Origin of the sequence: Caballeronia sp. GAWG1-5s-s, assembly GCF_023631445.1 — a bacterium.
Classification (GTDB): Bacteria; Pseudomonadota; Gammaproteobacteria; order Burkholderiales; family Burkholderiaceae; genus Caballeronia.
The window spans coordinates 1-21,106 of the sequence record NZ_JALQDC010000010.1 but is presented as its reverse complement, the minus strand read 5'-3'; the positions used below and the strand labels follow the sequence as shown (position 1 = coordinate 21,106).

The 21,106-nt window shown below is 64.8% G+C and carries 20 protein-coding genes and 1 tRNA gene; 15 read left to right on the top strand and 6 right to left on the bottom strand.

What is annotated here, in order from left to right:
* The first annotated feature begins 450 nt into the window (after nt 1-450).
* The 5 genes from NCR34_RS09550 to NCR34_RS09530 all read left to right on the top strand — a co-directional run bounded on the left by NCR34_RS09550 (nt 451) and on the right by NCR34_RS09530 (nt 3,197).
* A complete protein-coding gene (locus NCR34_RS09550; RefSeq protein WP_250472679.1) occupies nt 451-1,281 on the top strand; it encodes an undecaprenyl-diphosphate phosphatase in 831 nt (276 codons plus the stop codon).
* A 79-nt stretch (nt 1,282-1,360) separates the two neighbouring features.
* Nucleotides 1,361-1,437: transfer RNA gene (locus tag NCR34_RS09545), tRNA-Arg, on the top strand.
* Nucleotides 1,438-1,705: 268 nt separating this feature from the next.
* On the top strand, nt 1,706-2,161 hold the full coding sequence (locus NCR34_RS09540; RefSeq protein WP_250499714.1) for a response regulator: 456 nt from the start codon (nt 1,706-1,708) through the stop codon (nt 2,159-2,161).
* A gap of 153 nt (nt 2,162-2,314) precedes the next feature.
* A complete protein-coding gene (locus tag NCR34_RS09535; protein WP_250499713.1) occupies nt 2,315-2,713 on the top strand; it encodes an RT0821/Lpp0805 family surface protein in 399 nt (132 codons plus the stop codon).
* A 22-nt stretch (nt 2,714-2,735) separates the two neighbouring features.
* Nucleotides 2,736-3,197, top strand: a complete 462-nt coding sequence (locus NCR34_RS09530; protein WP_250499712.1) for an NUDIX hydrolase — start codon at nt 2,736-2,738, stop codon at nt 3,195-3,197.
* Nucleotides 3,198-3,213: 16 nt separating this feature from the next.
* Here NCR34_RS09530 and NCR34_RS09525 read toward each other — a convergent pair whose 3' ends face one another.
* On the bottom strand, nt 3,214-4,131 hold the full coding sequence (locus NCR34_RS09525; RefSeq protein WP_250499830.1) for a transporter substrate-binding domain-containing protein: 918 nt from the start codon (nt 4,129-4,131) through the stop codon (nt 3,214-3,216).
* Between the two features lie 76 nt (nt 4,132-4,207).
* The gene (locus NCR34_RS09520; protein WP_250499711.1) at nt 4,208-5,917 is read right to left on the bottom strand and encodes a glutamine--tRNA ligase/YqeY domain fusion protein; all 1,710 of its coding nucleotides are present in this window, start codon (nt 5,915-5,917) and stop codon (nt 4,208-4,210) included.
* Nucleotides 5,918-6,231: 314 nt separating this feature from the next.
* On the opposite strand from NCR34_RS09520, the gene NCR34_RS09515 reads away from it, so the two are divergent.
* Complete coding sequence (locus tag NCR34_RS09515) at nt 6,232-6,444, top strand: ornithine carbamoyltransferase (RefSeq protein WP_248320184.1); 213 nt, start codon at nt 6,232-6,234, stop codon at nt 6,442-6,444.
* A gap of 7 nt (nt 6,445-6,451) precedes the next feature.
* Here NCR34_RS09515 and NCR34_RS09510 read toward each other — a convergent pair whose 3' ends face one another.
* Nucleotides 6,452-7,672, bottom strand: a complete 1,221-nt coding sequence (locus NCR34_RS09510; protein WP_250499710.1) for a CaiB/BaiF CoA transferase family protein — start codon at nt 7,670-7,672, stop codon at nt 6,452-6,454.
* 258 nt (nt 7,673-7,930) lie between these two features.
* Here NCR34_RS09510 and alaS point away from each other — a divergent pair, with 258 nt between their 5' ends.
* From alaS to NCR34_RS09465, 9 genes are all read left to right on the top strand, one after another.
* On the top strand, nt 7,931-10,555 hold the full coding sequence (gene alaS, locus NCR34_RS09505) for an alanine--tRNA ligase (protein ID WP_250499709.1): 2,625 nt from the start codon (nt 7,931-7,933) through the stop codon (nt 10,553-10,555).
* Between the two features lie 138 nt (nt 10,556-10,693).
* Nucleotides 10,694-10,930 (top strand): hypothetical protein, encoded by a 237-nt coding sequence (locus NCR34_RS09500; protein WP_206466657.1) that lies wholly within the window; start codon nt 10,694-10,696, stop codon nt 10,928-10,930.
* A 172-nt stretch (nt 10,931-11,102) separates the two neighbouring features.
* A complete protein-coding gene (locus NCR34_RS09495) occupies nt 11,103-12,158 on the top strand; it encodes a threonine aldolase family protein (RefSeq protein ID WP_250499829.1) in 1,056 nt (351 codons plus the stop codon).
* Nucleotides 12,159-12,255: 97 nt separating this feature from the next.
* On the top strand, nt 12,256-13,404 hold the full coding sequence (gbd, locus tag NCR34_RS09490) for a 4-hydroxybutyrate dehydrogenase (RefSeq protein ID WP_250499708.1): 1,149 nt from the start codon (nt 12,256-12,258) through the stop codon (nt 13,402-13,404).
* 3 nt (nt 13,405-13,407) lie between these two features.
* Nucleotides 13,408-13,845 (top strand): acyl-CoA thioesterase, encoded by a 438-nt coding sequence (locus tag NCR34_RS09485; protein ID WP_250499707.1) that lies wholly within the window; start codon nt 13,408-13,410, stop codon nt 13,843-13,845.
* 70 nt (nt 13,846-13,915) lie between these two features.
* Complete coding sequence (locus NCR34_RS09480; RefSeq protein ID WP_250499828.1) at nt 13,916-14,797, top strand: branched-chain amino acid ABC transporter permease; 882 nt, start codon at nt 13,916-13,918, stop codon at nt 14,795-14,797.
* Entirely contained in the window at nt 14,790-15,902 is a 1,113-nt protein-coding gene (locus NCR34_RS09475) for a branched-chain amino acid ABC transporter permease (RefSeq protein ID WP_250499706.1), read from the top strand. Before NCR34_RS09480 ends, NCR34_RS09475 begins: the two co-directional genes overlap by 8 nt.
* On the top strand, nt 15,899-16,636 hold the full coding sequence (locus NCR34_RS09470) for an ABC transporter ATP-binding protein (RefSeq protein ID WP_250499705.1): 738 nt from the start codon (nt 15,899-15,901) through the stop codon (nt 16,634-16,636). The genes NCR34_RS09475 and NCR34_RS09470 overlap by 4 nt, the downstream gene beginning before the upstream one ends.
* The gene (locus NCR34_RS09465; RefSeq protein ID WP_250499704.1) at nt 16,633-17,331 is read left to right on the top strand and encodes an ABC transporter ATP-binding protein; all 699 of its coding nucleotides are present in this window, start codon (nt 16,633-16,635) and stop codon (nt 17,329-17,331) included. Before NCR34_RS09470 ends, NCR34_RS09465 begins: the two co-directional genes overlap by 4 nt.
* Nucleotide 17,332: 1 nt before the next feature.
* On the opposite strand, the gene iolB is transcribed toward NCR34_RS09465, so the two are convergent.
* Genes iolB through iolD form a run of 3 tightly spaced genes read right to left on the bottom strand, consistent with a single transcriptional unit; the run spans nt 17,333 to nt 20,928 of the window.
* Complete coding sequence (gene iolB / locus NCR34_RS09460; protein ID WP_250499703.1) at nt 17,333-18,139, bottom strand: 5-deoxy-glucuronate isomerase; 807 nt, start codon at nt 18,137-18,139, stop codon at nt 17,333-17,335.
* Nucleotides 18,136-19,038, bottom strand: coding sequence for a myo-inosose-2 dehydratase (iolE, locus tag NCR34_RS09455; protein ID WP_250499702.1), 903 nt, complete (start codon nt 19,036-19,038; stop codon nt 18,136-18,138). Before iolE ends, iolB begins: the two co-directional genes overlap by 4 nt.
* A 21-nt stretch (nt 19,039-19,059) precedes the next feature.
* Nucleotides 19,060-20,928, bottom strand: a complete 1,869-nt coding sequence (iolD, locus tag NCR34_RS09450; protein ID WP_250499701.1) for a 3D-(3,5/4)-trihydroxycyclohexane-1,2-dione acylhydrolase (decyclizing) — start codon at nt 20,926-20,928, stop codon at nt 19,060-19,062.
* Between the last annotated feature and the right edge of the window lie 178 nt (nt 20,929-21,106).

The following is a 21,106-nucleotide window of genomic DNA, read 5'->3' as shown; positions in this document are numbered from 1 at the left end:
GATTGTTCTACGCATAAACCCTCTGCGGGAAACCGCGACTGCCCCTCGTTATCGCGATGTGTTGTTATATGTACCTAATGTGAGGAACCAGACGGACAGGAGTCGACATGGATCTGGCGATGGCAATGGGCGTCGCGATGTTTAGCCTTTTCGGCGGGAGCACGGCGCTCTTTCTCTATAAACTCAAAGGATAAAACCTTAATAAACGGTCACGCGTTTCTTTCGGTTTTATTGGACTCTGCTTTCCGTTTTCTTCTGATTAGCCGACGTTCTCCTGTCGGTGTCCATTTGTGTGCGCAAGCCGCTTGGCGCTGGGTTTTCCCCTAGGCATAATCGGTCCCGGCTTGCGCGCCGCACCAATTTATTCCCTCTTGTCCTTGCTTCGCGTCATACGGCGCGGCGAGCGATTTTGCGGCGCGTCCTTCACTCCTCCACGACAAGGACCGACGCGTGACTCTCTGGTTTCTCGTATTTCTCAGCGTGCTTCAGGGCGTAACCGAACTCTTTCCGGTGAGCAGCCTCGGCCATACATTGCTGGTTCCCGGTCTTATCGGCATGCATATCGACAAGCACGCGCCGCAGTTGCTGCCGTTTCTCGTGGCGCTGCATCTCGGCACGGCGCTCGCGCTGCTCTGGTATTTCCGCAAGCGCTGGATTGCGCTGATCGGCGGCTGGTTCGCCTCCTTCGGCGGACGCCGCAACGATGACGCGCATATGATGTGGGCGCTCATCATCGGCACGATTCCGACGGGCATCGTCGGTCTGTTGCTCGAAAAGCGGCTGGAGGCGATTTTTCATGATCTGCGGATCGTCGCGGCGGCGCTGATCGTCAACGGCGTGCTGCTGTGGCTCGGCGATCGCCTGCAAAAAAGCCGCGCCGCGCGCGCGCCGGAGAAGCTCACCTTCAAACAGGCGTTTCTCGTCGGCCTGGCTCAGATCGGCGCGCTGATTCCCGGCTTCTCGCGCAGCGGCCTGACGATGATCGCGGGCGTCGGTGCCGGTCTCACGGCCGAAGCGGCGGCGGAATTCTCGTTCCTGCTCGGCACGCCGATCATCTTCGCGGCGGGCGTGCTCGAATTGCCGAAGCTGTTTCACGCGCCGGGCCAGCTGTTCGACGCCGTGCTCGGCGGCGTGCTGACGGGCATCGCCGCTTACCTGAGTGTCCGCTTTCTGATGCGCTATTTCGAAGGCCACGGCAAGCTCGCGTCGTTCGGCGTGTATTGCGTGATCGCCGGCATCTTCTTCCTCGGCTGGTTCATGATGCACGCCCAGCCGGTTTGATGTCCGCGACCGCGCGGCATGGCGGATGAGGTAAAATCCCGGCTCTCCCGGCTGCGCGACTTGCGCGCGTAGCCGTCACCCGCCCTTAGCTCAGTTGGATAGAGCAACGGCCTTCTAAGCCGTAGGTCACACGTTCGAATCGTGTAGGGCGGGCCAATGAAATATCGAAGGGCCACGCTTTGCGTGGCCCTTTGTCGTTTCGGCTCTCCGGTTTCATGTTTTCTTCCTTTAATTAGGAATCCTATTGAATGCATAAAGCTCAGATCATTCGCGCATCAAACTGGCCCGCTTCCTGCCCGTAGTCCGCACGCGCGCGGCGCCTCGCGACCAACGCCTTCGAACGTCCAAAACGCCGCTCGCTTGCGGTGCGCGCCTGCATCATCGCGGCGCGCGATGCACCGATTGAATCCGCCAAAGAGGGCGCATGAACAAACGAGCCTACGAATCGAGTACGGCGCAATGCGCGCTATGGAACCGCAGGCAACTGCGCGTCGAACGCGATGCGCGGCGCGTGCTCGTCGCGTCGACGGAGCGCGCGCTCGGCGAGTCGCTCGTCAAGCTGTTCGACCTCAAAGGCTTTCCCGCGCGATTCGTCGCCGACGTGTCGTCGCTTAGGCACGGCGTCAGCGAATGGCATCCGCACGTGCTGTTCATCGATACGCGCATCGGCGGATGCGCTCACTACGCGCTCGTTCGCGAACTTCGGGCGCATCCGGGCGATGCGACGCGTCTCGTCGTCGCGATGAGCGGCTTTCTGCCGGAAGAGCCGCTCCCCGTGCTGAAAGAAGCGGGCTACGACGGTCATTGTCGCCGCCCGTGTCCGGTGTGGCAGATGACCGATATCCTCGACGAGTACTTCGCCTGCCACCTCGTGCGCTAGCGGACATCTCCAGTCACGAAGCGCGAGCTCGAAAGCGAGCCGAGATCGGTCAGAAAACCGGGTGCCGCCTCATGCTATTCTCGCTGCACGCCGGCTGGCGCGAGAAGGTCGACGCGCCCGGCGCCGCACGACTTCGCAACGAGGAGAATCTTCATGCCGATCCATCATCGAGCGCCCGCTCGCGCCTGCATCCGCACGACCGTGGCCGTCGCGTTCGCTGTCGCCAGCGCGGGCGCTTTCGCGGCCAACCTGGGCTTTCTGAACAACACGCCGATCACGTACATGAAGCAGCGCGATCTTCAGGCGCTCAACAAGGCCGCGCAAACCGCGCTCGATACCAAGAAGGACGGCGAATCGCTCGACTGGAACAACCAAGGCACCGGCAACACCGTGCCGATCAACGGCACCGTGACGCCGCAGAACACGTTTGATTCGGACGGGCTCAAGTGCCGCAAGATCACGCTGGTCGCCAACGCGAAAGGGCAGACGCAGACGTGGGCCCCGACCGCCTGCAAGCAAGCCGACGGCAAATGGAAGCTGAAAAAACAATGAGCATGAGCGGAGCGAACGCGCGATGACCGGCCGCACCGTATCGTGCGGGGTCGTCATTCTGAACGCACGGGGCGACGTCCTGCTGTGCCATGCGACCGAAACCGCGCACTGGGACGTGCCCAAGGGCCAGGCCGATCCGGACGAGAGCCCGCGCGACGCGGCGTTGCGCGAGCTCGTCGAAGAGACGGGCATCGTGCTGTCGGCCGAGCGCCTCGCGCATCTGAAGGATCTCGGCCGCTTCGTCTATCGGCGCGACAAGGACCTGCACCTTTTCGCGGTGCGCGTCCCGGACGATGAAGTGGACCTGGCCAAGTGCGTGTGCGAGTCGTACTTCCCGCGCTATAGCGACGGCACCATGATTCCGGAGATGGATGCGTACCGCTGGGTCAGTCCCGCGGAAGTCGACCGCTTCGCGAGCCGCAGTCTCGCGCGGCTGTTTCAAACGACGCTTTCGCTCGCGGAACTGCACGAAACGCTCGACTGAACGCTGAAGTTTCGCCTTAGTCGACCCGGTGGTCGTTCGGATGCGCGAAGAGCGCCTTCATCTCCGGCGACATCGGGAATCGCAGGTTGATGCCGTCGGGCGGAATCGGCTGCATGAACCACGCTTCGTAGAGCTTCGCGGCTTCGCCGCTGCGCTGCATGTTCGCGATCACGTCGTCGACCATGCGCTTGAACACCGGATCGCCTCTGCGCATCATGCAGCCGTACGTCTCGGTCGCGAGCGATTCGCCCGTCACCATATAGTCGCTGCGCGCCGCGCCTTGCTCGGCGATCTGTCCGTAGAGCAACGGATCGTCCATCACGAACGCGACCGCGCGATCGTTCTTCAGTGCTCCGAACGCTTCCGCGTGATCGCGCGCGCTGATGATGCGCATGTTCAGCTTGCGCTCCATCGTCATCTGTCGAAGGATGCGCTCATCCGACGTGCCCGCCGTCGTCGCGACGGTCTTGCCGGCGAGATCCGCGTAGTCGCGAATGCCCGACTTGCGCTTCACCGCCATGTGAATGCCGTACTGGAAGATGCTGTTGGAAAACGCGACGAGCGGATCGCGCTCCGCGATATGCGCCGTCGAGCCGCATTCCAGATCGATCTGGTTGTTGACCACGTAGGAAATGCGGTTCGCGGACGTGACGACCACGTTCTTGATCGCGAGATTCGGCATGTTGAGCCGCCGCTTGACTTCGTCGACCACCTTCAGCGCGATGGCATACGAATAGCCCGTCGGCTGCTGCCGCACCATGTACGAGAACGGCACCGACGACTCGCGCGCGCCCAGCACGATGGCGCCGTTCTCCGCGATCTTGCGCAGCGTTGCCGATGGCGGCAACTGGTCGACGGCCGCCTGCGCGGAAGCGATGTCGGACGCCGCGGCCGCGCGGGCGACCGGGCACGCGAGGGCAAGCGCCGCCGACATCGCGCAGACGATGCGAACTGCGGGCGATTGCGGCGCTTTCATGGTGTCCTCGCTCGGAGCGTGAGCCTTCATGCGATCACGCCGGCTTGCCCCAGCTGTCGCGCAAGCTGACGATCCGGTTGAACACCGGCTTGCCCGGCTGCGAATCCACGCGGTCCGCGACGAAGTAGCCGTGCCGCTCGAACTGGAAGCGGTCTTCCGGCATGGCTTCGCGGGCGCTCGGCTCCAGATACGCATTCACGATGCGCTTCGAGTCCGGGTTCAGCGCGTCCAGAAACTCCGCGCCGCCCGCGCCCGGCTGCGGCTCCTTGAAGAGCCGGTCGTAGATGCGCACTTCGGCGGGGTAGGCCGTCGCCGCGCTGACCCAATGGATCGTGCCCTTGACCTTGTACGCGTTCGCGCCTTCCGTGCCCGACTTGCTGTCCGGGAAGTAGTTGCAGTGGACGGCGGTCACGTTGCCGTTTTCGTCCTTGTCCGCGCCCGTGCATTCCACGACGAAGCCGTACTTCAGCCGCACCTTGTTGCCCGGAAACAGCCGGAAATAGCCCTTCGGCGGCGTTTCCTGAAAGTCTTCGCGCTCGATCCACAGTTCGCGCGAAAACGGAAACGTGCGCGTGCCGCGGTCCGGATGATGCGGATGCACCGGCGCGCTGCACTCGTCGGTCTGGCCTTCCGGATAGTTGTCGATAATGAGCTTGAGCGGATCCAGCACGGCGATGGCGCGCGGCGCTTTCTCGTCGAGATCGTCACGCAGCGCGCCTTCGAGCACGCTCATGTCGATCCACGAATCGACCTTCGTCACGCCGACGCGCTCCACCATCAGGCGGATGCTTTCCGGCGTGAAGCCGCGACGCCGCACGCCGACGATGGTCGGCATGCGCGGATCGTCCCAGCCATCGACGTGATTCTCCTGCACGAGTTGCAAGAGCTTGCGCTTGCTCGTGATCGCGTACGTGAGGTTCAAGCGCGAAAACTCGATTTGCTGCGGCAGCGGACGCTTGAAGACGCCGTCGTTCGCGAGCTGCGCGAGAAACCAGTCGTACAGCGGACGGTGATCCTCGAATTCCAGCGTGCACAGCGAATGCGTGATGCTTTCGAGCGCATCCGACACGCAATGCGCGTAGTCGTACATCGGGTAGATGCACCACTTGTCGCCGGTACGATAGTGATGCGCGAAGCGGATGCGGTAGATGACCGGATCGCGCATATTGAAGTTCGGCGACGCCATGTCGATCTTCGCGCGCAGCACGTGCTCGCCTTCCTTGAACTCGCCCGCCTTCATGCGGCGGAAGAGGTCGAGATTCTCCTCGGGCGTGCGGTCGCGATACGGCGAGTTGATGCCCGCTTCGGTGGCCGAGCCACGCGTCGCGCGCATCTCTTCGGCGCTCTGGCTGTCGACGTACGCCTGACCCTTCGCGATCAGCATTTCGGCGAACTCGTACAGCTTGTCGTAGTAGTCGCTCGCGAAGTATTTATGCTCGCGGCCGTCCTTGTTCCAGTCGTAGCCGAGCCACTTCACGGCGTCGATGATGGACTCCACGTACTCGACGCTTTCCTTCTCGGGATTGGTGTCATCGAAACGCAGATGGCACACGCCGCCGTAGTCCGCGGCCAGCCCGAAGTTCACGCAGATGCTTTTCGCATGGCCGATGTGCAGGTAGCCGTTCGGCTCGGGCGGAAAACGCGTCTCGACCCGCTGCGCCCATTTGCCGGAGCGGTTGTCGTCTTCGATGATGTTGCGGATGAAATTGGATGGCGCCGGGGCGTCGTTGCGATCGGTGTTCATGCGAAAAAGAGTGCCAACGGATGCGCTCGCGTGTGATCGGTTCGGCAGCCGTTCCGCGCGGCTCGGAACGGGTTCGAATCATGACTGAATATCGGGTCGATTCTACCTTACGCAACCGGCGCGGGCAGGCGGGTTGCGCCTCGCCGCCGGCGGGTGGCGCGCGAGCCGTTTCGTAACGACCGTAACGGGACGTAAATCGCCTTGTGAGCCGCATCGGGCGGATTTTATGATCGGCTCGCCACGTCGGGTTACGGCCCGGCGAAGGATACAAAAGACATCACAACGACAACACAAGCAGAAGAAGGAACCCAGCCATGAAGAAGATCGCTACCACGACCATCAAGCTCGCCGCGGCCGCCGCGCTCGTTTCCAGCCTCGCCGCGTGCTCGGGGATGTCGCGCCAGCAGGCGCACGCCGGCGTCGGCGCCGCTGCCGGCGGCGCGCTCGGCTATCTCGTGACGGGCGGGCCGCTCGGCACCGTCGCGGGCGCGGCGGCAGGCGGGCTGATCGGCGCGGGCGTGCGCTGATCTCTGCTCAGATCGCCTTCGACGCCCGCAACCGCGCAATTTTCTCGTCGTCGTAACCGAGCACGTCGGCGAGCACGCTCGTCGTATGCTCGCCGAGCATCGGCGGATGCGCGCGCGCTTCGGGCGGCGTCGCGCTCATCTTGATCGGACTCGCGACGAGCTTCACCGCGCCGCCTTCCGGATGCGGCAAGTCGATCTGCATCCGCCGCGCGATCACTTGCGGGTCGTCGAACACTTCCGCGAGATCGTTGATCGGCCCGCACGGCACGCCCGCCGCTTCGAGCGCCGCGAGCCATGCGTGCTTGCCGCGCGCGCGCACCATGTCGGCCAGAATCGGCACGAGCAGATCGCGATTGCGCACGCGCGACGGGTTCGTCGCGAAACGCGGATCGTCGGCCAGCTCGGCGCGTCCGCCCGCTTCGACGAACTTGCGGAACTGCCCGTCGTTGCCGACCGCGACGATGATCCAGCCATCGCTCGTCTGGAAGGTCTGATACGGCACGATGTTCGGGTGCGCGTTGCCCCAGCGTACCGGCGGCTTGCCGCTCGCGAGGAAGTTCGTGTTCATGTTGGCGAGCATCGCCACCTGCACGTCGAGCAGCGCCATGTCGATGTACTGGCCTTCGCCCGTTCTGTCGCGATGGCTCAGCGCCGCCAGCACGCCGACCGTCGCATACATGCCGGTCATCAGGTCCGCGATGGCGACGCCGGCCTTCTGCGGGCCGCCGCCCGGCTGGCCGTCGCGCTCGCCGGTGATGCTCATGAACCCGCCGATGCCCTGAATGATGAAGTCGTAGCCCGCGCGCTGCGCATACGGACCCGTCTGCCCGAAGCCCGTCACCGAGCAATAGACGATGTCCGGCTTCACCTGCTTCAGCGATTCATAGTCGAGCCCGTACTTTTTCAACTGGCCGACCTTGTAGTTCTCCAGCACCACATCGCTTTGCGCGGCGAGTTCGCGCACGATGCGCTGGCCGTCTTCCGTCGCGATATCCACCGTCACCGAGCGCTTGTTGCGGTTCGCCGCCAGATAATAGGCGGCTTCGCGCGTGTCCTCGCCGTCCGGGGTCTTCAGATACGGCGGGCCCCAGTGGCGCGTGTCGTCGCCGGTGTCGGGCCGCTCGATCTTGATGACGTCCGCGCCGAGATCGGCCAGGGTCTGCGCGCACCACGGTCCCGCCAGCACGCGGGTGAGATCCAGTACGCGGATATGGCTCAGTGCTCCCATTCGATATATCGCTCGCTTGATGTGGTTCGGTGGATCGGCTGCCTTTCACGCGACTGTCGCACGAAACCGCGCAGACGCGAAAGCAGGGCGTATGCGCCGACTTCCGGCGGCGCTTGCTGAAACCGTTATCGGGCGGGGCCGCGCGGCGAATCCCGTATAATCAAAGATTACCTCTGCCTGGCCGAAAGTCCTTGTCGCAAGGCCGTGCCGGGCAATACCAAAAACCGCATCAGAGAACGCAGACGCGCCCCGTACGCCATGAAAGCCGCCGAAATACGCGAGAAATTCCTGAAGTTCTTCGAATCGAAGGGCCACACGATCGTCCGCTCGTCGAGCCTCGTGCCCGGCAACGACCCGACGCTGCTTTTCACGAACTCGGGCATGGTCCAGTTCAAGGACGTGTTCCTGGGCGCCGAATCGCGGCCGTACACGCGCGCGACCACCGCGCAGCGCAGCGTGCGCGCGGGCGGCAAGCATAACGATCTGGAGAACGTCGGCTATACCGCGCGGCACCACACGTTCTTCGAGATGCTCGGCAACTTCTCGTTCGGCGACTACTTCAAGCGCGACGCCATCCACTATTGCTGGGAGCTGTTGACGAAGGTCTACATGCTGCCGCCGGAGAAGCTCACCGTCACCGTCTATCAGGAAGACGACGAAGCCTACGACATCTGGGCGAAGGAAATCGGCGTTCCGACCGAGCGCATCATCCGCATCGGCGACAACAAGGGCGCGCGCTACGCATCGGACAACTTCTGGCAGATGGCCGACACCGGCCCGTGCGGTCCGTGTTCCGAAGTGTTCTACGACCACGGCCCGGAAATCTGGGGCGGCCCGCCGGGATCGCCTGAAGAAGACGGCGACCGCTTCATCGAGATCTGGAATCTCGTGTTCATGCAGTTCAACCGCGACGCGCAGGGCAACATGACGCCGCTGCCGAAGCAGTGCGTCGACACGGGCATGGGCTTGGAACGCCTCGCCGCCGTGCTTCAGCACGTGCATAGCAACTACGAAATCGACCTGTTTCAGACGCTCATCAAGGCCGCCGGCCGCGAAACGAACACGGCCGATCTCGAGAACAACTCGCTGAAGGTCATCGCGGACCACATCCGCGCGTGCTCGTTTTTGATCGTCGACGGCGTGATTCCCGGCAACGAAGGCCGCGGCTACGTGCTGCGCCGTATCGTGCGCCGCGCGATCCGTCATGGCTACAAGCTCGGCAAAAAGAGCGCGTTCTTTCACAAACTCGTGGCCGATCTCGTCGCGGAAATGGGCGCGGCGTATCCCGAACTGAAAGACGCGCAGCAGCGTGTCACCGACGTGCTGCGTCAGGAAGAAGAACGCTTCTTCGAGACGATCGAGCACGGCATGTCGATTCTCGAAGGCGAACTCGCCGAGCTGGAAAAGAAGGGCGTCAAGCAACTGGACGGCGAACTCGCGTTCAAGCTGCACGACACCTACGGTTTCCCGCTGGATCTGACGGCGGACGTGTGCCGCGAGCGCGGCGTGACGGTCGACGAACCCGCGTTCGACGACGCGATGGCCCGCCAGCGCGATCAGGCGCGCGCGGCCGGCAAGTTCAAGCTCGCGCAGGGCCTCGAATACTCGGGCGCAAAGACCACGTTCCACGGCTACGAGAAGGAGATTTTCGACGACGCGAAGATCGTCGCGCTGTATGTGGAAGGCGCGTCGGTTCAGCAGGCCGAAGCGGGACAACAAGCGGTCGTCGTGCTCGACCACACGCCGTTCTACGCGGAATCGGGCGGTCAGGTCGGCGATCAGGGCGTGCTCGTCAACGCGTCGACGCGCTTCGAAGTGGCCGACACGCTGAAGGTGCAGGCCGATGTCGTCGGTCATCACGGCACGGTCGCGCAGGGCACGCTGAAGGTCGGCGACGTGGTGAAGGCGCAGATCGACGCCGTGCGCCGCGCCCGCACCGCGCGCAATCACTCGGCCACGCACCTGATGCACAAGGCGCTGCGCGAAGTGCTCGGCGGCCACGTGCAGCAGAAGGGCTCGCTCGTCGATGCCGACAAGACGCGCTTCGACTTCGCGCATAACGCGCCGATGACGGACGAGCAGATCCGCCGCGTCGAGGAAATCGTGAACGCGGAGATTCTGGCGAACGCGCCGGGCGTCGTGCGCGTCATGCCGTACGACGAAGCGGTGAAGGGCGGCGCGATGGCGCTCTTCGGCGAGAAATACGGCGACACGGTGCGCGTGCTGGATCTCGGCTTCTCGCGCGAACTCTGCGGCGGCACGCACGTGCAGCGCACGGGCGATATCGGCTTCTTCAAGATCGTGATGGAAGGCGGCGTGGCGGCGGGCATTCGCCGCGTCGAGGCGATCACCGGCGACAACGCGGTGCGCTACGTGCAGGACCTCGACGCGCGCATCAACGCGGCGGCGAGCGTGCTGAAGGCGCAGCCTTCGGAACTGACGCAGCGCATCGGACAGGTTCAGGAGCACGTGAAGTCGCTCGAAAAGGAACTGGCCGCGCTCAAGTCGAAGCTCGCATCGAGCCAGGGCGATGAACTCGTCTCGCAAGCGGTTGACGTCTCCGGCGTTCACGTGCTCGCCGCCGAGCTTGAAGGCGCGGACGTGAAGACGCTGCGCGAAACCGTCGACAAGCTGAAAGACAAGCTGAAGAGCGCGGCCATCGTGCTCGCATCGGTCGATGGCGGCAAGGTGAGCCTGATCGCGGGCGTGACGCCGGATGCGTCGAAGAAGGTGAAGGCGGGCGAACTCGTCAACTTCGTCGCTCAGCAAGTGGGCGGCAAGGGCGGCGGGCGTCCCGACATGGCGCAGGCGGGCGGCACGGAGCCGGCCAAGCTGCCGGCCGCGCTCGCGGGCGTGACGGGCTGGGTGCAGCAACAGCTCTAAACGCAGCGCATTCGCGCGAAGCAGTCTGAAGCGGCCCGATTCGGCGAAAGTCGATCGGGCCGTTCTCATTGTTGATTACAAGCTGTCAGGCATACGGCGTGCAACTCCGGTTCATCCAACCACAAAGGGAGATGAACCATGAATCGCACATTCGCATCCGTTTTGCTCGCCACCGCGATGATCGCTTCGACGGGAGCCGCGCAGGCGAAGGGCTGCATGGAAGGCGCGGCCGTCGGCGGCGTTGCGGGGCACGTGGCGGGCAAGCATGGCACGGCGGGCGCGGTCGGCGGCTGCGCGATCGGCCATCACGAAGCCAACAAGAAAGACAAGAAGGCTCAACAGGCAGCGGCAGCCAGCGCGCCGAGCGGCAAGTAAGCCGTAGCACGCGGGCGGCTGACGACATACTTGCCGCTCGCCTTCGCCGGGCGCGCGCACAGCAACATCGCGTGACCGCGCTCGCGCGACCGAACCGCTAAAATGGCCGGCATTGCGCGGACGCGTCACGCATATCGTCCGCGCGTTGCCACGAGCCATGACAGCGATTCCCATGACAGCGCCCACGCCACTCACCCAGCATTTCGCCTCCGACAACTACGCCGGCATCTGCCCCGAGGCGCTCGCCGCGCTCGTCGAGGCCAACACGAGCGGCCACGAACCTGCATACGGCGACGATTCGTGGACCGCGCGCGTTTGCGACCGCATCCGCGAACTCTTCCAGACCGATTGCGAAGTCTTCTTCGTCTTCAACGGCACGGCGGCCAATTCGCTCGCGTTGGCTTCGCTATGCCAGTCGTATCACTCCGTCATTTGCCACGAACTCGCGCATATAGAAACCGACGAATGCGGCGGCCCCGAGTTCTTCTCCGGCGGCTCGAAGCTGCTCACGGCGAAGGGCGAGAACGGCAAGCTCACGCCCGATGCCATCGAGGAACTCGTCACGAAGCGCGCCGACATCCACTATCCGAAGCCGAAGGTGGTCGCGCTCACGCAGGCGACGGAAGTGGGCACCGTCTATACCGTCGAGGAAGTCCGCGCGATCGCCGCTATCGCGAAGCGCCGGCACCTGAAGGTGCATATGGACGGCGCGCGTTTCGCGAATGCCGTGGCGACGCTGAACGTGCATCCGTCCGAGATCACGTGGCGCGCGGGCGTCGACGTGCTGTGCTTCGGCGGCACGAAGAACGGTCTGCCGGTGGGCGAGGCGGTCGTGTTCTTCGACAAGGCGCTCGCCACGGATTTCGCGTATCGCCTGAAGCAGGCCGGGCAGCTCGCATCGAAGATGCGCTTTATCTCCGCGCCGTGGCTCGGCCTGCTCGATGACGACGTATGGCTGCGCAACGCCCGCCATGCGAACGCCATGGCGCAACTCATGGCCGAACGCCTCGCGGACATTCCCGGCGTGAACATGCTGTTCAAGCCCGAGGCGAACGCGGTGTTCGCGGAACTGCCCGCGCATGTTTCCGCGGCGCTGCGGGCGAAGGGCTGGCGCTTCTATCAGTTCATCGGATCGGGCGGCTGCCGGCTGATGTGCGCATGGGACACGAAGCAGGAAACCGTCGAGCGTTTCACCGACGAAGTGCGCGCGCTTAGCGCGGCCCGCTGATGGTCCGGCGTGCCCGCGCGCGCGGCGGACCCCGATTGACACGTTCGCCGCGCGGCTCCAACATGGCCGCACCCTTAATTGCCTGCCACCGCCCGCCATGGCCTTCATCTTCTATCTGACGCATATCCATCTCGGCTACGACTCGCTCGACATGCTGCAAAGCGAATGCGCGCGCATCGGCATGAAAAGGCCGCTCGTCATCACCGACAAGGGCGTCGCGGCGGCGGGGCTGTCCGCGCGCGTGATCGAGAGCGCGAAGCTCGGCGCGCTGCCGGTATTCGACGACACGCCATCCAATCCGACCGAAGCGATGGTCATGCAAGCCGCCGCGCAGTACAAGCGCGAAGGCTGCGACGGCGTGATCGCGGTCGGCGGCGGATCGTCGATCGATCTTGCGAAGGGCGTCGCGATTGCCGCCACGCACGACGAACCGCTCACGCACTACGCGACCATCGAAGGCGGCAGCGGCAAGATCACCGAGCGCGCCGCGCCGCTCATCGCGGTGCCGACTACATCGGGCACCGGCAGCGAAGTCGCGCGCGGCGCGATCATCATCCTGAACGACGGGCGCAAGCTCGGCTTTCATTCTTGGCACCTGCTGCCGAAGTCCGCCATCTGCGATCCTGCGCTCACGCTCGGCCTGCCGCCCGGCCTCACCGCCGCGACCGGCATGGACGCGATCGCGCATTGCATCGAAACGTTCCTCGCGCCGGCGTTCAATCCGCCCGCGGACGGCATCGCGCTGGACGGGCTCGAACGCGCGTGGGCGAACATCGAGCGGGCCACGCGCGACGGTCAGGACCGCGACGCGCGCCTCCACATGATGTCGGCGTCGATGCAAGGCGCGATGGCGTTTCAAAAGGGACTCGGCTGCGTGCATTCGCTGTCGCATCCGCTGGGCGGCCTCGCGGTGAACGGGCGCACGTCGCTGCATCACGGCACGCTGAACGCGGTCGTTCTGCCCGCCGTGCTGCGCTTCAACGAGAGCGCGCCGACCGTCGTCGCCGAGCGCCGTTTCGAGCGCATGCGCCGCGTGATGAATCTCGCACATAACGCGGACGTCGCGCAGGCGCTTCACGACATGACCGAGCGCCTCGGCTTGCCGACGCGTCTGTCGCAAATGGGCGTGGACGAAAGCATGTTCGACAAGGTGGTGAAAGGCGCGCTCGCGGATCACTGCCACAAGACCAACCCGCGCGAGGCGAGCGCCGACGACTATCGCCGCATGCTGATGGAATCGCTCTGACCCATGACGAAGCCGGTTCCAAGCACGCGAGCGGATTACCCGCACTTTCTCGCGATCAGCACGCGCTGGTCGGACAACGACGTGTATGGGCACGTCAATAACGTGGTCTATTACAGCTACTTCGATACGGTGGTGAACGAGTATCTATTGCGCCACGGCGTGCTCGATTTCACCGCAGGGGAGACCATCGGGCTCGTCGTCGAGACGCGCTGCAATTACTTCGCGCCGCTGACGTTTCCGCAACGCATCGACGCGGGCTTGCGCGTGGAGCGGCTCGGCACGTCGAGCGTGCGCTATGAAGTCGGCATCTTCGCGGAAGGCTCCGACGAGGCGGCCGCGCAAGGGCATTTCGTGCATGTGTACGTGGATCGCGTGACGCGCAAGCCGGTGCTGTTGCCCGCGCCTCTCGTCGATGCGTTGAAGCCGCTCGTCAACGCCTGAGGTTTTCGTGTCGCTTCAGTGGTTCACTGTCAGCCTGCTGAACGGCGTGAGTGTCGGGCTGCTGCTTTTCATGCTGTCGGCCGGTCTCACGCTGATCTTTTCGATGCTCGGCGTCCTCAACTTCGCGCACGCGAGCTTCTACATGCTGGGTGCGTATGTCGGTCAAGCGCTTGCCGTTCACAGCGGATTCTGGGTCGCGCTGGTTGTAGCGCCGCTCGTGGTCGGCGCGCTCGGCGCGCTATTCGAGCGATATCTTCTGCGACGCGTGCATTCGCGCGGCGCGCTCGCGGAACTGCTGCTGACATTCGGCGCGGCCATGGTGATCGGCGAGGGCGTCAAGCTCATCTGGGGCCTCGGTCCCTTGGCCGCGGCGATCCCCCGCGCGCTCGACGGCCCGCTCTTCACGCTGTACGGCGCGGCCTTCCCGCGCTATCGCGTTTTCATGATGACGCTTTCCATCGCGATGCTCGGCGCGCTCGCCATCGTGCTGCGCACATCCCGCACCGGCCTCGTCGTGCGCGCAGCGCTGACGCATCCGGCAACCGTCGAGACGCTCGGACACGACGTGCCGCGCGTGTTCACGACGGTCTTCGCGGTCGGCACCGCGCTCGCGGCGCTCGCGGGCGTGATCGGCGCGCCGCTTGCCGTGATCGAACCCGCGATGGCCGATGCGGTGGGGCCTATCGTGTTCGTCGTCGTGGTGATCGGCGGCATCGGCTCGCTGTCGGGCGCGCTCGTCGCGTCGCTCCTGATCGGCTGCGCGCAGACCTTCGCGGTCGGCTCGACGGCATCGGCAGGCAGCATCGCGGCATCGTTCGGCATCGCATTGCCCGATGCGTGGAGTGCGCTCACCGTCGCGCAGCTTGCGCCGGTGCTGCCGTATCTGCTGCTCGTGGCGATGCTCGCCGCGCGCCCGCACGGATTCATGGGCGAGCGCACGCGCGATGCATAGGTCGGTCCCGTTCGTCGTGCTAACGGCCGCGCTCGCGCTGCCGCCGGTTTTCTTCCATCAATCGTGGCTGCTCGCGTTTCTCGCGCAGACGGCGACGTTGATCGTCTTCGCGCTTTCGTACAACCTGCTGCTCGGCGAAACCGGCTTGCTGTCGTTCGGGCACGCGGTGTATGCGGGCCTCGGCGCGTTCGCCGCCGCGCATGTCTTCAACGGCTTGCGCGTGCCTTTGCCGCTGTTGCCGCTCATCGGCGGATGCGCCGCCGCGCTCGCCGCGGTGCCTATCGGCGCGATCTCGACGCAGCGCGCGGGCACCGCGTTCGCGATGATCACGCTCGGCATCGGCGAGCTCGTCGCGGCGAGTGTGTGGCTCGTTCCCGGCTGGTTCGGCGGCGAGGGCGGCGTGAGCATTGACCGCGCGAGCGGGCCGCGGTTCTTCGCGTGGACGTTCGGCCCGCTGTGGCAGGCGTATGCGCTGATCGCGTGCTGGTGCATCCTCTCGACACTCGCAATGTTCGCGTTCACGCGCACGCCGATGTGCCGGCTCGCCAACGCCGTGCGCGACAACCCGGCGCGCGCCGCGGCCATCGGCTTCGCGCCGCGCCGCGTGCGCTTCACGATGCTCGTGATGTCGGCGTTCTTCGCGGGCGTCGCGGGCGTGCTGTCGCTTATCAACATGGAATTGGTGTCGGCCGAAAGCGTCGGGCTCGCGCGCTCGACCGGCGTGCTCGTGGCAACGGTGATCGGCGGCACGGCGTCGTTCTTCGGTCCCGTGATCGGCGCGGTGCTCCTGACGTTTTTCAGCGTAGGCGTCGCGAGCGTGTCCGCCGCTTGGCCGATGTACCTCGGGCTTTTCTTCATGTGGGCGGTCGTCGCGTTGCCGGATGGCATCGCGGGCCTTGTGACGCGTGATTGGCGCGCGCTCGTCCTGCGCGTGCTCAGCGCGATTGCGTGGGGCGTTGCAGTCGTGGTCGCGGTCGAGACGCTCTATGCGCGGCATGCCGATGCGGTCATGCCGCCGCGCGGCGCGTGGTGGATCGCGGTGCCGTGCGCGTTGCTCGGGCTTTGGCTCGCTCGCTTGGGCGCGAGCAAGGAGCGCGCGCCATGACGTCGGCACTACACGTCGAAGGCATCGTCAAGCGATTCGGCGCGACGGAAGTTTTGCGCGGCGTCGATCTGCACATCGAGAATGGCGAGCGCCACGCGATCATCGGACCGAACGGCGCAGGCAAGTCGACGCTCTTCGATCTAATCTCGGGGCGCGCGCAGCCGAACGCGGGCCGCATCGTCGCGCAGGGCGTCGATATCACCGGCAAGCCGCCGCAGCGCGTGAGCCGCGTGCTCGCGCGCAGCTTCCAGACGACGAGCGTGTTCGCGCGTCTGTCCGTGTTCGACAACCTTCGGTGCGCGGTGCTCGGCGCGGCGTCCTCGCGATGGGTGGATCGCTGGTTTCGCTCCCACGCGATCGACGGACGTGCCCGCGCGATGCTCGATGCCATCGGTCTTTCTTCACGCGCCGACGAGCCCGCCGCGCGCCTCGCGTATGCCGAGCAGCGCGCGCTGGATCTGGGCATCGCGCTCGCAACGGATGCGCCGCTCATTCTGCTCGACGAACCCACTGCGGGCATGAATCGCGCGGAAGCGGCGCGGGCGCTCGCGTTGATTCGCGCGACGACGGAAGGGCGCACGCTGCTCGTCATCGAGCACGACATGGATGCGGTGTTCTCACTTGCGGATCGCGTATCGGTGCTGGTTCGAGGGCGCGTGATCGCATCCGATACGCCCGATGCGATCCGCCGCAGTCATGATGTGCAGAAGGCTTATCTGGGAGCCGCGCCATGAGCGTGCTTCTGCGCATCGAGGACTTGCGGGCGTGGTACGGCGCGGCGCAAGTGCTGCACGGCGTGAACTTGTCGGTCGGGGAAGGCGAGGCGGTCGCGCTTGTGGGCCGCAATGGTTCGGGCCGGTCGACGCTCGCGAAAGCGATCATGGGCCTCGTGCGATGCGCGGGCGATATGCGTTATCGCGACGTGCAACTCGTCGGACAGCGCGCGTTTCGCATCGCGCGGCTGGGCATCGGCTATGTGCCGGAGACGCGCGATGTATTCCCCGCCTTGAGCGTGCGCGAGAATCTCGCGCTCGGCGAAAGAAAAGGCTCGCGCTTCAATTTCGACAATGCCTACGCGCTGTTTCCCGCGTTGAAGGAGCGTGCGTCGGTGAAGGCGGGCGCGCTATCCGGCGGCGAGCAACAGATGCTGTCGCTCGCGCGCACACTGATGGGCGATCCATCGCTCATCGTCATCGACGAGCCCGGTGAAGGGCTCGCGCCGCAAGTGATCGCGCAAGTGGCCGCGTGCCTCTCGACGCTGCGCGAACGCGGCGTGGCGATACTGCTGATCGAAGAGCGGCTCACGATCGCGCGCATGCTCGATGCGCGCGTCGCAGTGATGGGACACGGCGCGGTGCGCTTCGACGGTTCGCTCGCGCAACTCGAGCAGCGTGACGACGTAATGCGCGAGTGGTTGTCGGTCGGGTGAATCAGCCTTTGCTGTCGCGCTCCACGATCCATTCGTGCTTCGGATCGTTCTTGAAATGCCACGTCCGCTTGTCGCCCGCCATCACGTTCAGATAGTAGTTGTCGTAGCCATACGGCACGACGACCGGGTGATAGCCGCGCGGCACCATCACGACATCGCGATCTTCCACGGCCATGGTTTCGTCGAGATCGCGCTCGTCGGTATAGACGCGCTGGAACGCAAAGCCTTGCGGCGGGTTCAAGCGATGATAGTACGTCTCTTCGAGCGCGCTTTCAGTCGGTACGTTGTCCTGATCATGCTTATGCGGAGGATAACTCGATGCATGTCCGCCGGGCGTTCTCACTTCCACCACGAGCACCGACTCGGCGGTTTCAGTTTGCGGGAGAATATCGCAAACGTAGCGCGTATTCGCGTGTTTGCCGCGCGTCGAGCGTTTCATCTGCGATGGCTCGATGAGGCGCGGCGGATAAAGCCCCGTTGCAGGCGCGGTTGCCACCGCAAGCTCCGTTTCGCGCTCGGCGCGCACGATGGCGGCAAGCTTCGGCGGCACATAGACCGCATACGGCGCGGCGTCTTCGAACACGCTGTCGCGCGATCCGATCGACTGCCAATGCTCGTCGCCCGCTTCGATGCTGACCGTTCCCGTCAGCACGACGATGCAGCTTTCGCGATCCGCGTCGTACACATGCACGACATCGTCCGCATCCATGCGATACGCGGCGAAGCCCACATGCTTCCAGCCCGCGGAATCCGGTGTAACGCGCGCGATGGTCTGGCCTTCGCGCGATGCTTTCACTAGCAGGCTCATGCCGCCTCCTTGTACGTTGCATCGACGAGCGCGCGCAGCGTGCGATAGCCCTTGTCGGCATACGCATAGCTCGGCGCAATCACGGGGTCTTGTTCCGCTTCCACCACGAGCCAGCCGCGATAGTCATGCTCAGCAAGACACGCGACGATGCCGGGATAATCCACCGCGCCGTCGCCCGGCACGGTGAACGCGCCGTTGATGACCGCATCGAGAAAGCTCCAGTTGCGGTTACGCGCGAGCTTCACGATATCGGTGCGCACATCCTTGCAATGCACATGGCACACGCGCGCGATGTGCTTTTGCAGCACGCTCAACGCATCGCCGCCAGCGAACGTGATATGGCCTGCATCGAAGAGCAGGCCGACGTCATCGCTCGTCAGCGCCATCAGACGGTCCACGTCGGCCGGGGTTTCGACATACGCGCCCATGTGATGATGATAGGCGACGCGCACGCCCTTAGAAAGCGTGTACTCGGCAAAGCGGTTCAGCCGCTCGGCGTACTGGGACCATTGCGCATCCGAAAAGAAGCGCGGACGCTGATACAACGGACGGGGCGCGCCTTGAATCGAATCCGCGACTTCGCCATAGACCATGACGGTCGCGCCGTTTTGCGCAAGCAGGTCGAGGTGCGGGCCTACCGCTTCGATCTCTTCTTCCGCGCTGCGTCGCGCAAGCTGGCCGGAATACCAGCCGGAGACGAGCGCGAGGTCGTATTGCGCGAGGAGCGCCTTCAACGCTTGCGGTTCGCGCGGAAACTTGTTGCCGAGCTCGAAGCCTTCATAGCCGATGCGCTTGCCTTCGGTCAGCGCCACGGAAAGCGGCGTCTCGCCGCCGAGCGAAGGCAAGTCGTCGTTCATCCATGACAGTGGATTGATGCCGATACGGACATTCAGGGGCATGGTGTCGTGTCCTTTTGATGCCTAGTCGATGTTGCCTGCGCGAGCCTTGAGCGCGCGTTCATACTTCGCACGCGCGGACATGACCGCATCGCGATCCGAGACTTCGGGCACCGCCACTTCCCACCACCATCCGCCTTCTTCGGTGGTGCGGGCGGGATCGGTGTCGATGGAGATCAGATAGCTGCGGTCTGCAGCACGCGCGCGCTTCATCGCGTCCTGCAATTCATTGACGTTGGCTACGTGCTCCGCGAGCGCGCCCATCGAACGCGCGTGCATGGCGAAGTCGATATGCGGCGCGCCCGCTTCTCCTTGCTTGCAATCGTCGAGCAGATTGTTGAACGGCGCGCCGCCGCACGCCTGCTGCAAGCGGTTGATGCAGCCATAGCCGCGATTGTCGAGCAACACGACGATCAGCTTCGCGCCGAGCATCACCGATGTAGCCAACTCGCTGTTCATCATCAGATAGCTGCCGTCGCCGACGATCACGATCACTTCGCGTTCGGGCCGCGCGAGCTTCACGCCGAGGCCGCCCGCGATTTCATAGCCCATGCACGAATAGCCGTATTCGACGTGATAGCCGCCCGGCGCGCCCGTGCGCCACAGCTTCTGCAAGTCGGCGGGCAGCGTGCCTGCGGCGCATACGACGATATCGCCGGCCGGCGACGCATCGTGAGAACGTTGCACCCCGCCGATCACCTCCGCTTCGCGCGGCAGGCGGCCGTCCGGCGGCGGCGTGTTCGTCACATGCGCGACGGTCTCGCGCCAGTCGTTCGCAAGACGTTGCGCGCGCGTGGTCCATTCGGGCGCGGCACGCCAGTCGCCGAGCGCATCTGACAGCGCATCGAGCGCGAGACGCGCATCCGCTTCGACGGCCACGGCGTTTTGCTTCAGGGCATCGAACGGATTCGCGTTGATGGCGAGAAGCTTGGCCGCTGTGAAGAGCGTGTTCGATCCCGTCGTGAAGTCCTGCAAGCGCGTGCCGACGGCAATGACGCAGTCGCTCGCATGCGCCAGTTCGTTCGCGGACGATGATCCCGTCACGCCGATGCCGCCCACGTTCAACGCGTCGTCCCATGCGAGCGCGCCCTTGCCGGCCTGCGTTTCCGCGACCGGAATGCCGTGCTTGTGCGCGAAGTCGCGCAGCGCCTCGGTGGCGAGACCATACAGCACGCCGCCGCCCGACACGATCATCGGCTCGCGTGATTCACGCAGCAACGCAGCGGCACGCTCGATCTCGCGCGACGATGCAGCCGGCGCATGAAACTCGACTGCACGCGGCTCGAAGAACCAAGCAGGGTAGTCATACGCCATTGCCTGCACGTCTTGCGGCAGCGCGAGCGTCACGGGTCCGCATTGCGCGGCATCGGTCAACACGCGAATGGCGCGCGGCAACGCGCTCAACAACTGCGCGGGATGCACGATGCGATCGAAGTAACGCGACACGGCCTTCAGCGCATCGTTCGCCGATGCGCCGCCATCATGCGCATCTTCGACTTGCTGCAACACCGGATCGGGCGCGCGCGAGACGAAGATATCGCCGGGCAACAGCAGCACCGGCAAGCGGTTGACATGCGCGAGCGCGGCGGCTGTGACCAGGTTTGTCGCGCCCGGCCCGATGGATGTCGTCACCGCCATCATGCGGCGTCGCATGTGCGCCTTGGCGAAGGCAATCGCGCTATGCGCCATCGCTTGCTCGTTGTGCGCGCGATACGTCGGCAGTTCTTCGCGATGCCGGTATAGCGCCTCGCCCATGCCCGCGACATTGCCGTGCCCGAAGATCGCGAATACGCCGCCGAACAGCGGCTCGCCGTGTTCAGTGGAGAGTGCCGCGAGATAGCGCACGAGCGCCTGCGCGGCGGTCAGTCTGATGGTGGAAGCCACTGCGTTCATGCGGCTTGCTCCTGAGTTGCGTGAAGGGTCTTGATATTGGCTGTCGTGTCCTGGGGCGGGGGCGCGGGGCGCGGCGCCCCCCCCCCCGGATGTTACCTTCCGCGCCCCCCCCCCGCGCTGTTGTGGTACCCTTATATTTAACCCAACCCACCCTGCCCGCGCCGCAGCAAAAATGTTT

Coding starts and splice junctions, on each gene's coding strand:
- NCR34_RS09540 (WP_250499714.1), top strand. CDS start 1,706: ATGAACAAACGAGCCTACGAATCGAGTACGGCGCAATGCGCGCTATGG.
- NCR34_RS09535 (WP_250499713.1), top strand. CDS start 2,315: ATGCCGATCCATCATCGAGCGCCCGCTCGCGCCTGCATCCGCACGACC.
- NCR34_RS09530 (WP_250499712.1), top strand. CDS start 2,736: ATGACCGGCCGCACCGTATCGTGCGGGGTCGTCATTCTGAACGCACGG.
- NCR34_RS09525 (WP_250499830.1), bottom strand. CDS start 4,131: ATGTCGGCGGCGCTTGCCCTCGCGTGCCCGGTCGCCCGCGCGGCCGCG.
- NCR34_RS09520 (WP_250499711.1), bottom strand. CDS start 5,917: ATGAACACCGATCGCAACGACGCCCCGGCGCCATCCAATTTCATCCGC.
- NCR34_RS09515 (WP_248320184.1), top strand. CDS start 6,232: ATGAAGAAGATCGCTACCACGACCATCAAGCTCGCCGCGGCCGCCGCG.
- NCR34_RS09510 (WP_250499710.1), bottom strand. CDS start 7,672: ATGGGAGCACTGAGCCATATCCGCGTACTGGATCTCACCCGCGTGCTG.
- alaS (WP_250499709.1), top strand. CDS start 7,931: ATGAAAGCCGCCGAAATACGCGAGAAATTCCTGAAGTTCTTCGAATCG.
- NCR34_RS09500 (WP_206466657.1), top strand. CDS start 10,694: ATGAATCGCACATTCGCATCCGTTTTGCTCGCCACCGCGATGATCGCT.
- NCR34_RS09495 (WP_250499829.1), top strand. CDS start 11,103: ATGACAGCGCCCACGCCACTCACCCAGCATTTCGCCTCCGACAACTAC.
- gbd (WP_250499708.1), top strand. CDS start 12,256: ATGGCCTTCATCTTCTATCTGACGCATATCCATCTCGGCTACGACTCG.
- NCR34_RS09485 (WP_250499707.1), top strand. CDS start 13,408: ATGACGAAGCCGGTTCCAAGCACGCGAGCGGATTACCCGCACTTTCTC.
- NCR34_RS09480 (WP_250499828.1), top strand. CDS start 13,916: ATGCTGTCGGCCGGTCTCACGCTGATCTTTTCGATGCTCGGCGTCCTC.
- NCR34_RS09475 (WP_250499706.1), top strand. CDS start 14,790: ATGCATAGGTCGGTCCCGTTCGTCGTGCTAACGGCCGCGCTCGCGCTG.
- NCR34_RS09470 (WP_250499705.1), top strand. CDS start 15,899: ATGACGTCGGCACTACACGTCGAAGGCATCGTCAAGCGATTCGGCGCG.
- NCR34_RS09465 (WP_250499704.1), top strand. CDS start 16,633: ATGAGCGTGCTTCTGCGCATCGAGGACTTGCGGGCGTGGTACGGCGCG.
- iolB (WP_250499703.1), bottom strand. CDS start 18,139: ATGAGCCTGCTAGTGAAAGCATCGCGCGAAGGCCAGACCATCGCGCGC.
- iolE (WP_250499702.1), bottom strand. CDS start 19,038: ATGCCCCTGAATGTCCGTATCGGCATCAATCCACTGTCATGGATGAAC.
- iolD (WP_250499701.1), bottom strand. CDS start 20,928: ATGAACGCAGTGGCTTCCACCATCAGACTGACCGCCGCGCAGGCGCTC.